14 protein-coding genes are annotated in these 14708 nt (G+C 38.9%); all 14 read right to left on the bottom strand.

What is annotated here, in order from left to right; translation table 11 throughout:
- Positions 1–7: 7 nt before the first annotated feature.
- Complete coding sequence (locus KQI75_RS11885; RefSeq protein WP_216471020.1) at positions 8–325, bottom strand: hypothetical protein; 318 nt, start codon at positions 323–325, stop codon at positions 8–10.
- Positions 322–651 carry a hypothetical protein gene (locus tag KQI75_RS11880; RefSeq protein WP_216471019.1) on the bottom strand — a complete coding sequence of 110 codons (330 nt, stop codon included), beginning with the start codon at positions 649–651 and terminating at the stop codon, positions 322–324. The genes KQI75_RS11885 and KQI75_RS11880 overlap by 4 nt, the downstream gene beginning before the upstream one ends.
- A complete protein-coding gene (locus tag KQI75_RS11875) occupies positions 620–1513 on the bottom strand; it encodes an RNA-directed DNA polymerase (protein WP_330655585.1) in 894 nt (297 codons plus the stop codon). The genes KQI75_RS11880 and KQI75_RS11875 overlap by 32 nt, the downstream gene beginning before the upstream one ends.
- A 599-nt stretch (positions 1514–2112) precedes the next feature.
- Positions 2113–3843, bottom strand: a complete 1731-nt coding sequence (locus KQI75_RS11870) for a hypothetical protein (protein WP_216471018.1) — start codon at positions 3841–3843, stop codon at positions 2113–2115.
- A 559-nt stretch (positions 3844–4402) separates the two neighbouring features.
- Positions 4403–5095: a hypothetical protein gene (locus KQI75_RS11865; protein WP_216471017.1), complete on the bottom strand. Its 693-nt coding sequence runs from the start codon at positions 5093–5095 to the stop codon at positions 4403–4405.
- A 13-nt stretch (positions 5096–5108) separates the two neighbouring features.
- Positions 5109–5819, bottom strand: coding sequence for a hypothetical protein (locus tag KQI75_RS11860; RefSeq protein ID WP_216471016.1), 711 nt, complete (start codon positions 5817–5819; stop codon positions 5109–5111).
- Positions 5820–5834: 15 nt separating this feature from the next.
- Positions 5835–6026, bottom strand: a complete 192-nt coding sequence (locus KQI75_RS11855) for a hypothetical protein (protein ID WP_216471015.1) — start codon at positions 6024–6026, stop codon at positions 5835–5837.
- A complete protein-coding gene (locus KQI75_RS11850; RefSeq protein ID WP_216471014.1) occupies positions 6023–6493 on the bottom strand; it encodes a hypothetical protein in 471 nt (156 codons plus the stop codon). The genes KQI75_RS11855 and KQI75_RS11850 overlap by 4 nt, the downstream gene beginning before the upstream one ends.
- A 9-nt stretch (positions 6494–6502) precedes the next feature.
- Positions 6503–7450: a hypothetical protein gene (locus tag KQI75_RS11845; protein ID WP_216471013.1), complete on the bottom strand. Its 948-nt coding sequence runs from the start codon at positions 7448–7450 to the stop codon at positions 6503–6505.
- A complete protein-coding gene (locus tag KQI75_RS11840; protein ID WP_216471012.1) occupies positions 7450–7707 on the bottom strand; it encodes a phage holin in 258 nt (85 codons plus the stop codon). Before KQI75_RS11840 ends, KQI75_RS11845 begins: the two co-directional genes overlap by 1 nt.
- A 72-nt stretch (positions 7708–7779) precedes the next feature.
- Positions 7780–8877 (bottom strand): hypothetical protein, encoded by a 1098-nt coding sequence (locus KQI75_RS11835; RefSeq protein ID WP_216471011.1) that lies wholly within the window; start codon positions 8875–8877, stop codon positions 7780–7782.
- A gap of 12 nt (positions 8878–8889) precedes the next feature.
- Positions 8890–10698, bottom strand: a complete 1809-nt coding sequence (locus tag KQI75_RS11830; RefSeq protein ID WP_216471010.1) for a hypothetical protein — start codon at positions 10696–10698, stop codon at positions 8890–8892.
- A gap of 19 nt (positions 10699–10717) precedes the next feature.
- A complete protein-coding gene (locus tag KQI75_RS11825) occupies positions 10718–13903 on the bottom strand; it encodes a hypothetical protein (RefSeq protein WP_216471009.1) in 3186 nt (1061 codons plus the stop codon).
- Positions 13900–14697 carry a phage tail domain-containing protein gene (locus KQI75_RS11820; protein ID WP_216471008.1) on the bottom strand — a complete coding sequence of 266 codons (798 nt, stop codon included), beginning with the start codon at positions 14695–14697 and terminating at the stop codon, positions 13900–13902. Before KQI75_RS11820 ends, KQI75_RS11825 begins: the two co-directional genes overlap by 4 nt.
- Positions 14698–14708: the final 11 nt, after the last annotated feature.

Below are 14708 nucleotides of genomic sequence, written 5' to 3'. Positions count from 1 at the left end.
AATGATCTTATTCATTTGTATCCCAGTCAGTCCACTCGCCCATCCAGACCTTTGTTTTTCCATCTACCAAATAAAAGGCGTTATTGATTAAAGGTGTGTCCTTTGCATAAATGATTGGATTGTCTGCCGAAGTGCCGATGGGATTTTCTTGTTCAACATATTCTTGTCGTAGCAATTGCTTATTACTGCCAGAGCCAAGATAAACGCAATCCCAATCGTTTCCGAGCTTATCAGATTGTATCCGCTCAACCGTTAACAAGTCTGCTAGAATACGAATTTTTTCTCCGATCTCTTTCGCTAAAGCAATCTTTTCATCTTGTGTCATTTGTTTGCACCACCTAGCAAAGCATTCATAAATACTTCCAAGTCTGTTACTCTGGTTTCTAAAGACGTTGAGGTATCTGAGGGATAATTGATATATTTAACTGGATTCTTTTTAATTTCGTCAAGTGGCAAAGTTCCAGACTTTGCACTAAACTCATTAAAATCATATTCGTATTCTATATGCGGTTCGGCAATACCACTCGCGTCATAAGTACAAGTTGACTCGTTAACACTCTGCGTTTCGTTAACATACAGATACACATAATCAATACCATATAAAGATTTATAATTAAAACTAGGTTGCTGCACATCTGATTTTACTTTCACGGCTGACCACCTTTCTGGATTGTTTTGATATTTTAATCACTTTATATTTCCTCATGAACTTTGTAGAATTTGTATTCATGAGGTTTCCATAATAACTCAAACACTTCTTTGCTTGTTTTACAGTGGGGACTCCATGCTTGACTGCTCTTACATAAGCTCTGCGTGCTCTGAGAAAAATTCTGCGGCGCATGGTAACGTGATCTCTGTAAATCCTAAACCCCATTGAATCAATAAAATCGTTGTCTTTTAGCTGACTGACTTTCCACGAGACTTTAATTGTTAGCCCAAGTTTCATCTGAGCGTATTCAATGGTTTCTCGCACACATCTATGAATCAATTTTGAATTACGTCCTAACAAAAGAATGTCATCCATATAAAATAACACATGATCGACATAGTTGACTCTTTTGTTTCTGCGCATTATAAACATACACTCGCTTATCTCGTGATATAATTGAGACAGATATAAATTACAAAGATATTGGCTAAGATAGCTCCCGATCGACAATCCAGACTCAAATGTATTTACAAGCGAGTGTACTAGCCAACGTATTTCAGCGTTTGCTACATATTTATCAATCATCGCAAGGAGTTTGTCTTGAGGGATACTCGGAAAACATTTTTGCACATCTAATTGCGCAACGTATTTAACTTCTTTGTTTCGCAGCCATCTGCACACATGTTGCATGCCCCACACAGGACCGCGACCGGGAATACTCGCACATTGATATTCACCAATACGTTTCATCAAATCACGCATTGAATAAACGGCAACGTAGTCAAATAACTGTTGGCTTACATGTTGAATACCGATACGTCTTACTTTTTTACTGGATTCATCAACTTTTGTTTTGTACCAAATTGGAATGAAATGAAGATTATGATTTACAAGAGAATCATGTATGTAGTTTGCTGCAACGTTGATGAGAAGATCTTTGTCACCTCGCCGTATTATGTCGTGAATGGATCTTTTGTTTGTTCCGATTAGCTTTACGAAAAACTCTATTGTATCACGGCGTTTCCATTTCTTTTTTAAACAATCCGCTGCACATATTTTTAAAAATTGTATGTTTGTAATATCTATATCTTTACAATATCTTTTCGTGTTGATTCCCTTTCTAAATGTTAGGTCAATCGCTATACGCGATTGTTTGTCATACAGGGCTTTCGACTAACTACTAACCCCGTCCTATTTACGACAATTTTCAGCCACTAATTTTTTAGTCGGCTGTGGAGTATTAAACTACAACTTCTCGTTGCGAAAAATAGAGCAATAAAATAAAAAGATTGCAAACAATCCGCGGACAAGTAGTTCCAGTTCGCCCTGTCAAGCCTGTTCCTGCAATTCAAGTAAGAAGAACCTGCATTCGAACCATTCCTGAGATTACCGCTGCTCTATCAGTCCCAATATAAAAAATAGGGGATTACTCCCCTCTGCTACGCATTCACCCCTCTATAGGGTCAATCGGCGGACAAGTAGAACCAGAACACCCCGGCAAGCCAGTTCCAGCAAGCCAAGCAAGAAGAACCAGCATTCGAACCAAGCCAGAGAGCACCGCCCTGTAAATATTCTCTAGCACCAGAAGTTACTGTACCTCCGGCGTAACATCTGTCTCCATAACCTTGAGCTTCACTGGTTGCAGATATAGCAGGATACCAAGCGCCGGTTTCGGTATCTACTCCAATGTCTCCAACCCACCAGTCTGCTCCGGAGTAATCTGGAATAGTTCCAACCTCTTTATATGTGCTGCGAATTTTTGATGTATCAGTAACGTGCGTTACACCATTTTTGGCAGCGTACACTTTTTTTGAACTATCTGCCTGAAACTCCATCACTGTATCACTGGATACAATATAACCGCCAACAGCATACTCAGTACCCTGCACACGATACGGATGTTTACCAGAAGTATTACTCCCCACAGACCCATCGTGTTTTCCAATGACGCGATTGGTTTCGCCAGTATATGCGTGCATTGTTGATAAAATTACAGACGATGACAAGGAGTCAGTAAGAGCAACCTTAGTAGTATTAAACCCATCAGATATATCTAGGTAAACTGCTTTATTACCATCATCCATATCTTCAATTCTCAGTATCTTAACATCGTCAGCATAAGTGTGCATTGATATTTGTCCTCTGTCTTTGTTTAAAGAACCATTGTTATTAGAGGCATATCCTACGGATACACAAGTACCAACCTCTAAGTTTGCTGCTTGCGCGGAAGTTACAGGGAAATAGGTATCTTTCTCAGAACGCTCAACAGCAGCGTCATACTGTAAATTATAATTCGTCAAGCCTGCACATATTCTTTGCGAGTTTTTTATGTTTCCTTTGATTGCATTAAACACGATCTGAAAAGTATTACGAACTGTTCCGGCACCTTTATATCCAGCACCTTTTTTACCATAGTTAGTAATAATATTCTGATAAGATTGATTTCGTGCTACTTTTGCATTTGGTTGCGAACGAAGTTTTCCATCGGAAGCTATTACAGACGGGTACGCAGAATGGCACCAGTATGCATTTACTGTTCCATTTGCATTTACACATTCTGGCCACGGAACTAAACCATATTGTTCGTTCGGAGAATCCGAAATGGTTACTAAGGTGTATTGCTCATTTGAATCATCCCAATTCCAATAAAATGACATACCAAAAGAACCAACATCTACAGCTCCGGATTCCGCGTAATTACTATCGCCCTCGATAGCTGTAATTTTAATATCTCCGTTATCTTCGCGGATATAGTTGCAATGCCACCAATCAAACAACGGAATGGTTGCGTAATCATCTACTCCCTCGTCAGTATCAGTAGACGGAGTGAAGCTCAGTCCTTCGTTGTCTAATAACTTAATTCCGGTTGGAGTAGGGTTAGTTGCTGATTTCCATAATTTTGTTTGATATACTTTGCCGTCTCTATGATAATTAAAATAATCTGTAAGGGTATTTATACTTGGACGATTGCGCATTAAATCTAATAGAAGCTGAATTTTATCACCTGTGGTTTTAGCTTCGGCAGCAACGTTTTCTTTTGTTAAAGTGGTATCAACAGAGACATTTATATCCTTAATCTTTTCTTCGATCTGTGGAATTATCGGATCACCATTAGCATCCAAAAGCGCTTCGGATATTGTAACTGGATAAATGGTTTCATTTTTTGAGTCTTTGAGTGTTTTTATTTTTGCCATAATCGTCCTCCTGAAAAGCTCTGCCGCCACGGCGGCAGAGCTTTAAATCTATAATCATTCGCCACGAATTCATCCGGCGCGTAAAATTTCATAGTAAATCTTGTTGTCTTTTACTGAGATGTGAGAATATAAATCTCCGGTTGATAATGACAACATGTGCGTTTGACTATTCTGTTTATATAATAAAACAAGTTGATCTGAGATATTTTCGAAAGTATCAATGTTGCTATATAAATTTAAGTTGTCTACGAAATACAGTTCGCAAAAACTATCCTGAGTTTCTAAAACAGGGATTTTATCAACCGACAGAGTTTTTATAGGACTAACCTCTGAGTTGGCAACCTTGTCTTCCAGAGCAATTACTCTTGAATTCAGTTCTTCATATTCTGTTGGCTCTCAGTATCGGGAAAGAAGTTAGACTAACAGTTTGTTCCATATCTCCATCTATAACTCTCTTCTATGTAAACGTTGGATTGATCAAAAGCTCTGCCGCCGCGGCGGCAGAGCTTTTGAGTTTATTTTGCAAACAACGATCTTTGCAAAACCGGAAATAAAGAGTTTAATTTTCTATCGGCGTTAAAGTTATTGCGCCGTCTGCAACATTGACCGTATATTGCTGAGTCACATCGCCGTTGGAATTTGTGACACGAATCAAACTGCATTGACTGACTGTATCACATTCAACAGCAAGTAACGAGTTTGGTGTTGGTGACAACGGTTGTCCTTCCCAATCATAAAATGGGAACGGATGACTCGTTTTGAAAAACTTCGTATCAAACTCAAAACGAACATAATCCCAAGCACCGTTTGTCTTAACCCTGACCCCAGTGCCGCTATTTCTTGAATCGACATGTATAGTGCCATATTCACCTAAGTCGTAAATTTTCACCCATCTATCTTGTGATACTGTAAATGTGTTTGCTGTGTCGTTAGGTGCCCGTCCTTTAAGATATATAATAGCCACGTAATTCTTGTGGTTGCTGCCGTTATATAAATATATTGTATTTGCATTATTGACAGCCATCCACTCACTAGAGGTAAAATCCTCACGAGGCATAGTAAAGCTATTGTCTGAAACGGTATACGAATAATCGTGATACTTGTTAGAATAAAGCGTTTTGTAATCGAAGGGAATACCTAGAATATATGCCATTGAATTTGTATTAGTTTCATTCCAATCACTCTGTACAATCCGATCTTTTACACTCTTAACTTGAGATACGGTGACTAATTTATTTGAAACATCACTCATATAATCACCTTCTTTATGATTGCATTGCTTCGTTAAACTCATCATCTATAGCAACCAAAGCAGAAATTGCATCATCTACATACTTCTTTGTTGCTGGATGATAGTCCGCTGTCGGAGTATATTCAGTTGTGTTTCTTATACCCAGAACATCGGCTTTGTAAGCATAACTAAGATTTCTGACGCTTTTAAACGTTCCGTCTGAATTATAATCGAATACTGTTGAGCCGTTAGTTCCATAACTAACAATAACACCGGTTCCGTTATTTTTAATAACTACAAGTTGTCGACCAGCCTTTCCACTGGCAACCCCACTTTGACGTCCATTCTTATCCCAGAATTGGAACATTATAAAGCCATCATCTTCCGTAATGAAAACGAAATCATTTGCATTAACTTCTGATGTTATCTTAATAATTTCTTGCTTACCAAGAACATCATCAACCTCGTATGTATATTCAGCACCATATTTAGCAATCTCAGACAAAGGACGAATAGCCTTTATAGCAGAGTTTAAATCTAATGACTCTTTAACTTCTGCACCCTTATCTACAATTTCTTGCTTAATAGCCTCAATAGATGAAGATATTTCTTCTATATCCTTCTCATCTGTCGCACGTACATACTCATCTTCTATTTTCTGTACCTTTTGTGCTAATTCTGCTGACGCTCCGGAAGACGAACCGTTGTTGCGTAAAGCTAGTGCTCTAGCAATTATATCTTGCATATCCTCCCCTACCCTTTACATTTCCCACCATTTATGTTCATCTTCGTCATAAATATAAATCTTCTTAGTGTCCATCTCATACAGCGTTGACCCATTGCCGATTGCTCTGCCATCAAATATTTTGATTGGTTTTGAGTCAGTGCTTTTAGCCACTAACTCCATTTTTGCATGAGATGGGGCATCCATATAAGTATTTAAAGTAATCATTCTATCCCTTCTTCTTTATAGTTGCTCAGAATAGGCAATTGATTTACTCTCGCTATTTGACTGCTAACATAGCTATTACCATTGAACACGTGTACATATTCCTCGTATAATTCATTTAACGACTTCTTTTTCTCAGGCGTGATAGCACCTTTTTCCAATGCTAAATCGCATTGATGTACAATTGTATTTCTTACCTGCTTAAAATTAAATTCTTTTTGTTCTTTGAATGATTCTCGCATCAAAGCAAGCGCAGCTTCAATTTTATCAAAACGATTATTTTGTTGCTTGACTGCTTCGATTAGTTCAGAGTATTCGACTTGATGTTCTCTGATTTCATCGAACCAATTAAAAATCTTAATGAAAAATTTATATGCAGTTCCACCGATAACGCCTAGCACAATAAGCCAAGTTACCAAATCGTTCAGAGCAATATTACCTATGAGAGTCCAAGCATCTTCGGTATTCATAAGCTCTCCTTACTTGCTAACACCTGTACCAATAAATCCTAAATTCTTTAACACCTGTGCAAGCATTTCACGTGAAACATAAGCGTGCGGATCAGAACCATCTAAAATTCCAGCTTCGGTAGCTGCGCTGAATGCAGTCTTTGCCCAAGATGACGGTTCTGCACTACGATCAAATACGCCAATCTTTTTGAGTACAATCGCAAATTCCTGTCGGGTTAGCGGTGCTTGTGGACGGTCGTTATCTAAAATGCCCGCTGCTACAGCATCCGTCCATACAGACTTTGCCCAGTCGGACACAGCAAGTTTCGCTTGCTTGTTTGCTTCATCAGCAATTATTTTTCTTACTTCTGCTTCTGTCATATCTTCAACCTTTTCTGTTTTTGTTGCACTGTTTGTATGATTCTCAGACGCTTTGCTAATCATGTAATAATAGTCAAAAGACGCATCAGATGTTACCGGAGATACATATACAACGCCTTTTGTACTGCTGGTTGTTACTTTGGATTTTCTCCCATAAATCGACCACTTCTTTGATGTGATATACGGATCTATGATCGTCACTCTATTTGATGTAGCAGCCACCATGGCTACAAAATGTCCTGAGTTCGAGAACACTTTATTTGAACCAGTGGTATGGCACAAACACATGCCGCCGGTAGCAGCGTGCTTACGTGCTTTGCTATCGCTGGTAGTGTACTCATACACAAAACCGCCGTATTTCTTTTTTGCAGCGGATAAGAGAGTAGATGGAATAGTTCCCCCATCTACTCTTGCACCACATGAACGAGCCAATGAGCACATCTCTTTGATAGACGTTTTTGTTCCGCAAAGATTAACTAAAATATTTCGCAGTGATGACGGACAACAACCAGAAGTATAAATAGTTTTACCTCTACCTCCGACCCAGTTATAAGAGGAGTTAGGGTAATTTGTTTGAAGGTCTACGTTGTAAGCCATTACTTCATCGCTGCCTTTTTAACTTCCTTTTCCAGTTTCATCTGTTTGTCTGCTTGAATTGCTGACTGAGTAAAGCTGTTGTTTTTCCACCACGAAACACCAGTCATAACGATGGTGCATCCCAGCGATACAATCTGATAAATATCACTCTCGGCTAAGTCAAGCGGAGTGTGGCCGGTAACAGCTAATACCTGATTAAATAATGCCAAACCTGTAACAATTGTGCGCGCAATAGTATCAGAAGAAATCTTATACATAAAACAAACCTCCTAAGTGAAAAGCTCTGCCGCCGCAGCGGCAGAGCTTTTGTTACACGTAAAATTCCTCTTTTATGTTGTTGATGTTGTTGGATAATTACCCATGCCCTCTGCTGTGATATGTAGATAACCACTCACCGTGCCGGATGCGTGGCGAACCAAATATCCGGTTGGCGGCGTAACTTTACCAGCTTTATCAGCAGGCCAGAAAAAAGCACCGTTATTATTCGTAGAATAGAATTGAATATGAACTACAGGATCATCCGTGAATCCATAACAGTAGTTGTACCATGACGGCTTAAACGCATTATTAGAACGGTACAGCGATCCCATCTGTATATTACATGCGAGATTGGTAACTGGAATACGTCCGACTAAACGCAAGTATCCGTCAGAGAATCTTTCAACGTGCCAAATACCCGGATCTTTTTTCGCTGAATCATGAATGTATTTGGAAGCTACGTCAAAACCGTTTCTTTTAACGTCAGAATTAAAAGCAGCAGTTCCGTGAAAAGATGCCGTATCCGAGAGCGTGAGGCTACTAAAAGTAGATACTGGCTGATGGAATATTACTGATCCGTTAAAATCACAGTTTGGTTTAATGTCGAAGTTGCCCATGGACATTGATGTAGTGCCACCGGTTCCGCCTACAACGTGGGAAAAAGAAGTTCCTGTGCGTTCACCGAGCTGAATATCATAGTGTCCACTCGAAGTGTCTTGATATTTAATGACATCCAACTGGCCTTTGTAATTGCTTTGATAGAGCGCAATTGTATCATAAGCAACAAAACTTGTTGCAGACACTTTACCTTCAATGGTGCTGTCTCCTGATAAGTGCATGTTGGTTGCATTGATTTCGGTAGAAAATAATTCGTCAGTATTCACAGTTCTTGAAGTCACCGCTTTTGCATCCAATTGGTCGGTAGAAATACAACCATCTTTAATTGAGGTTGTTCCGATTTGATGAATTACCCATTGTGATCCGTCCCAGTGATACATGCCTCCCTTAGATTTATCTTGACTGGTATCGAACCACACATCTCCAACTTGTAAATCTTCTGTTGGAGCAGAATCTTGGTAGAAGACCTTTCGCTGTTTTCGTTCAACAACTTCTTCTATGTTTTGCTCCAAATCAGTAAATGTATGCTGACATGAGGTTAATAAGCTCATTCGATCACTTCCTTACTTTGATACGTCACATTGCAAAGTTGCAATACTATCAATATCATCTGCGGACAAATAAATTACTTTGCCCGTCTTATCAAATGCAGATTCTTTTCCGTTTTTGTCCTGCTTATACCAAGTGTACGTTAACTCTTGCTTATCAGAAGATGACTGCCATGCAGAACCGGAATACTTCATCAGAGTTACAGCTTTGTTCGTATGGTCAATTTTGTACCAATACATTCCGTCAGAAGGAGAGGACGGAGCACTCTCTGAAATAGAGCCTTTGAGTGCATCTACTTCTTTTTGATTAGTGCGAACAATAATGTATGGAACAACGCCACCAATACCATTCTTTACAGTGAAGCCACCAATACTCAACATCTCAGACACATAAGGGTCTGATTTATCTTCAATCGTAATAACATCTACATAAGACTTAGATTTATATGTCATCGTACAGCGATAAGACTGTACGTTAATTACATCAGAGCCTTGTACAGTGTAAGTAGCAGACGTTGCATCACTAATATTTGTCCACTGGCCAGAAATATATTTTGCCCACTGATAAGTAGCCCCACTTGATATTACGGTAGAGCCATCATAAGCAGACGTTGCTAATGTCAAAGAACCGGATTGATTTTGAATCACTGTGCCATTCGGAGCATACACCGAAAACGTGATCGCATTTTCTCCGGCAGCACCAGAGCCACCCTTGGTTGATTTAGACCATGAGAATTTCTTGACTACTGTTGTCCCAGAGATTGTAAATGTCAAATCAATTGTGCCGTTCATAGTAGATGCATTGCCTAAAGTTGAATTTGCAGACACAGATAAAACAATAGAACCGGAAGCGGACGCGGTGGCAGCAGTATTACTTTTTGTCGTTACGCCACTAGGAAGGGTACCAACAGAGCAAGTGCAAGCAGTTTGCACAGTGCCAAGGTATCCGGTAAAGGGGATAGTAATCTCTAAATCGGTTACAACTTTGCCATCACTGGTACAAGCAATGGTTTGCGCCTCGTTGCCTAAAACGATTGACAAACCACCCTGTCCTGTTGAACCAGCAGTACCGTCATAAAGTTTCGAAATAGATACAGTATCATACACATCAGCATCATTAGTGATAACTCGGATCTGCGCAACATCGTTTACAAACACAGAATGAGTAGGCTTAACAATCAAAGTGCTTCCAGTAATAGTTGTATTATCGGAAGTCGTAGGATAATTTACCCATGCACCAGAACTGTTTTTATATTTCCATGCAGAGATAACCACGCCCTGTGCTTGTGCTGTCAGAGTTGCTTGTGCTGTACCTACCAGATTAGCATTCTTATCATACTTAAAAACATATGTATCAGAATCAACACTGACAAGATGTGCGTTAGACGCATTGCGTACCAGCGTATAAGTAATATCAGAACTGATATTGACTGTGTTCTTTGTCTCGGCATCGTAATAACTAATATAACAAATATAAGTTAACATACCGGAATTAGCAGAAGCCAGTGTGTTCTTAGCTACGGTCAGAACGCCTGTTGTAGAAACCGTTTCATTATTAGATGAAGAAACAGAAGTTTCGGTGCCAGAACCATCTTTGCGTTTCCAAGAAATAGTTAATCCAGTAGAACCAAGTGTTACTCCTGTTTGATCTAAAAAAACAACCGGAGTTAAAGTTAACTTCTCTGTTTGCCAGTTTGGAGCATAAGAATCCGTGTCTGGATCATAAACCTGAGACTTCGGTAAATTTGAAGTAATATATGCTGATAACTTTCGCTGGTCTGTAATGTCAACAAAAGTCTGCTGTGAAGATGTTAAAACAGCCATTTACTTTTCCTTTCTTATCTTAGATGGTGACATCACACGAAAAAGATGCGGTCTGATACACATCCTCGGTAGATACCGTAATCGTCTTCATACCTTGATGATGCGAATCCCAGTCGGTGTCAGAATCGGTATCGCCGGAATATCTGTGCCAATTAAATCCAGAAGCATCTAAAGTATCTGTGATGTCCGTGTCCCACGAATACACGTGACACTCAATCTGAGCGGTTTGATCTCGCGTATTAAAAATTGTAGAGCCAACAACCACGGTTTCAACTCGATACATTTTTGAGTTCTGGATATTGTCAATCTTGTCTGTAATATCTCCCAGAGACGAATTTTTATCAGACGAACCAATTTTTACAGATCCATTTAAAACCAGTTCGCCTTCATCATCTAAATATAGAAGGGGAGTGGTTGTTTCTTTTCCGTCTGCGTTTATATCTTTGCGTTGAATTTTAAATATCTTGTCCGGTGCTTTTCCAGATTCTTTATTTGCTGTTAAAGTGAAACCGTCAGAATCCAATTGAATAGAATTATTTGAATTATAAATTCCAACATCTTTGGATAAGATAATATTACCGGTAACTGTGTCGGCAATGAGTCCGTAAGCTTCTACAATCTCATTCGTCTTTGGATCTGTATAATAAAATGTACCGATGCCAGCCTTTGATGTTTTCCATCCATCGTTCGTGTAATACAAGCCATGATTGATGATCTTAACTTGTTTGTCTGCATAAGTATCAGTCATTGGGTCGTATTCTCGTAGTAACATTCCCGAATCTGTGATTTGTAAATTTTGATTCTGAGAATCATTTACGATCTTCATATTCGTCAGAGTCAACCCGTCATTAACCCAAGTGTCTAACTTATTGCTGCTTTGCTGTCCGTGCCCGGCTTGTCGGCTTACGCTGTCGTAAGAGGTTGCCATCGAAGAAGATTTTTCAATTACAGATTGGAGATCAGAATACCCACCAACTATTTTTTCTACGTCCGAAAAGGTCACATCTAATTGCTTGATAGAAGAAAATTTAATTTCGTAATCAATTAACCGAAGACGATTTATTTTGTTATCAACTCTCGCACGCATCCAGTTGCCGACCTGAAATTTATCTACAATAGGAGCAAACTCTGGTATCGTCAACAAATTCGATAAAGTAGCCGTGATTGAATGTTGCAACGTAGCAGAGCGATAAATTTCTTTCGTTGCCGTTTTTATAAATTCTAAAGCGTTGGCTACAAGCTGGGCATTGTCCAAACCATCGGAGATATAATTTGTGTTACTATATTTATCTTCGCGCCGATAAATATAAAGCTCGTTCCACAAATCGTCTCCCAGATTTTTTTTAAAATTCAAAGCATTCTGAATGTTTAAACGTTCCGTTTCTAAAATAGTTTCCATACCGTCAACAATAACACTGCCGTCTGTTGATTTCGTTCCGGCAACTATAGCAATCTCGGATTCTCTTGTCTTAATCTCAGACTCAAGTGCTGTTAGTTTCTCGTGGTAGGGCACGTATAAATCTTTATACAAACTATTTGATTCATCTGCAATACCTTGCTGGATTAACAAATCAATGCAAGCATTACAACAATCATAAAAATCTTTAAGAGATGTTAATCCATATTTTTTAATTGTCTGCGTAAACTCCGCTGTAGTTTGTTTAAATAGACTGACAATATCATTACTGTCGGCAATCTTACGAGACAATACCGAATCTAATCTTTGCTTGATATATGTTTCATTATCATCTGAAATTGAAACAGAGATATTGTTACTGGTCGCAGTATCTTCTTCATTGGAATAGTTCGTCACAATAAAAGTACCAGTCCACGTATGTGTAGAATCATCATAAGAACTTGAGCCAATCCGTGTTTGATACCGCGGGTCAATAAACAATTTAGCTCGGTCAAGCACCATGCTGCTGATTGTAGTCTCACTAGCTTTTTTGAGACTCGATACCGCGACAGGGGAGAGAGGAGTAGAAGGCAGTGTTGTGACCTGTTCTTGGGCAGTGGTATCAGCAGGTTTCGGTGACGGCATCATACTGTGACGCAGATATAATTCAAAATCAATTGTGTCATAGTAATAGTTCATCAATTCCGGAAATCCTGTAATAGTAGCAGGAATAGTTTTATATCCGTTAGTATCTGTTCTATATTTCTCAACTAGCGTGTTGTATTGAGATGTAATTTCCGTATCCGGCTTATATGCGTATTCGTTCTGATATTTTTGATATAACGCATCATAATCATCGAGAGCTTTTACCAATGCCGGTGACATATCCGCTTTATCGTCCTCGGAAAAATAATATATATATGATGAACCATTCGGATTGCAGCTACGAATAACCGCAGTCATTAAATCGTCTCCGCCTTCAAGTCGGAAACAATTCTTTACTGAGCCAGTGTCCGAAGAATAAGTTAAATCGCTTGCTACGTTATCGGCAGAGATAAAGATAGTTGTATCTTCTCCGTACCCCTGTTTGATGTCTGTGTTGCCACACTTCGGACAAACAGAAAAATAATCTTCTCGGTGTCCACACTTAGGACAATACGACTCTAGATCATACAGTGAAATATTTCTGTCAATAGTACCAGAAGAATTTGTCTCCAATGAGATTTCTACATAACAATGAATTTCTTCTGCGATAGCGTCAAGAGCATCGTAAATACTTTTATCATCGAAAGAAAATGTTCTCTGAATATTCTTTAAACTATCGTCTACATATAATATTTTATAATGCGGAGCTTTCTCAAAAATCCGATGCAGCAAAGAAGCATTCTTTTTGTCTGGATTGTATACAACTGTCGGCTCATAGTCATCTCGTGCAATATCATCTTCGGTGTTGATTTCAACATCAAACAATAAAATATTTGATAACTCTACTTTGCCAGCATTCGCTGCGGTAATAGCTTTTACAGTTCCGTCATCTTCTTCTGTTTTAACTTCCATCGACAGCCATGTATTCCATTCTTTGACCCAAATCAACCGGAAATCTTTTATATCGTCCCAGTGTGCAAACAACTCTCCATTATTATATTTTGATACTGTACAAGATAACTCAGAATCGTTTTGCATACTGTCTTTAAAAGTTATGTCTGCTGCGGGTAGTCGACAAATTTTATTGCCAGACTGTTTGCACAAAACTAAGACGGGTTCTTGCACATTATAATTTGCATCAAATACTAAACGACTGCGCATCATAACACGTCCTTTATAACCGGACGATATGTAATCTGAATTGTACAGGGCAGAGAAGATGTGATCGTATTTACACGGTTAGCATAACTATTGCCGATTTGGAAAAATTCAAAATTGAAATCATCACACACAGAGTGTTTAGAGTTGGAAGTTGAGATGAGTAAAGTGTTTCCAGATAACGTAATCACTTCGCCGGAAGAACAATTATTCACTAAAAACGGAGACTGCATCATGTCATTGGTAATCTTCAAGTTTCCGGATGCTTTACACGTAATCACCGTTTTCGGATAAAGCAAACCTATCTCGTCTGATTCATCTGTAAATGTCGCAGATTGCCCAGCAGAAGATATAGTCAAAGTTTGTGTTACTTCATCCGCAAAACCAAACGGAGCATTCGTTGTTGCGCTCAGAACCAAACCATAGAGTTTACCGTCAACTTCACGTTTTTGAATATTAAAGCTGGCGTAATACCAAATAGATTTGTCTGATACAAATGAGAATAACAAAAACTGTTTGCGATTAAGCCAACGCATTAACTCTCTAAACTCTGTACTGGTAATCTCCATCTGATCGTTTTTGCACGGAATTTTGCAAATAGAAATCTCAAACGAGATACAATCTTCGTATCGAGCATCAGTTAAATAAAATACTTTTCCACCGTAATGACCGGATGTATCAAATGTAATCTGTGACCCGACTTCAATTGTGTCCGAGCCGCTAGATTCATCTATTGTACCGATCATAAATCCAAGATCGCTCAACTTTTTCCCGTCATAAATAAAGTCGGTTGCACGCATTTATTACACCA

The organism is Butyricicoccus intestinisimiae (assembly GCF_018918345.1).
GTDB lineage: Bacteria > Bacillota > Clostridia > Oscillospirales > Butyricicoccaceae > Butyricicoccus_A > Butyricicoccus_A intestinisimiae.
This window is presented reverse-complemented; position numbering and strand designations above follow the sequence as displayed.

Coding starts and splice junctions, on each gene's coding strand:
- KQI75_RS11885 (WP_216471020.1), bottom strand. CDS start 325: ATGACACAAGATGAAAAGATTGCTTTAGCGAAAGAGATCGGAGAAAAA.
- KQI75_RS11870 (WP_216471018.1), bottom strand. CDS start 3,843: ATGGCAAAAATAAAAACACTCAAAGACTCAAAAAATGAAACCATTTAT.
- KQI75_RS11865 (WP_216471017.1), bottom strand. CDS start 5,095: ATGAGTGATGTTTCAAATAAATTAGTCACCGTATCTCAAGTTAAGAGT.
- KQI75_RS11860 (WP_216471016.1), bottom strand. CDS start 5,819: ATGCAAGATATAATTGCTAGAGCACTAGCTTTACGCAACAACGGTTCG.
- KQI75_RS11855 (WP_216471015.1), bottom strand. CDS start 6,026: ATGATTACTTTAAATACTTATATGGATGCCCCATCTCATGCAAAAATG.
- KQI75_RS11850 (WP_216471014.1), bottom strand. CDS start 6,493: ATGAATACCGAAGATGCTTGGACTCTCATAGGTAATATTGCTCTGAAC.
- KQI75_RS11845 (WP_216471013.1), bottom strand. CDS start 7,450: ATGGCTTACAACGTAGACCTTCAAACAAATTACCCTAACTCCTCTTAT.
- KQI75_RS11840 (WP_216471012.1), bottom strand. CDS start 7,707: ATGTATAAGATTTCTTCTGATACTATTGCGCGCACAATTGTTACAGGT.
- KQI75_RS11835 (WP_216471011.1), bottom strand. CDS start 8,877: ATGAGCTTATTAACCTCATGTCAGCATACATTTACTGATTTGGAGCAA.
- KQI75_RS11830 (WP_216471010.1), bottom strand. CDS start 10,698: ATGGCTGTTTTAACATCTTCACAGCAGACTTTTGTTGACATTACAGAC.
- KQI75_RS11825 (WP_216471009.1), bottom strand. CDS start 13,903: ATGATGCGCAGTCGTTTAGTATTTGATGCAAATTATAATGTGCAAGAA.
- KQI75_RS11820 (WP_216471008.1), bottom strand. CDS start 14,697: ATGCGTGCAACCGACTTTATTTATGACGGGAAAAAGTTGAGCGATCTT.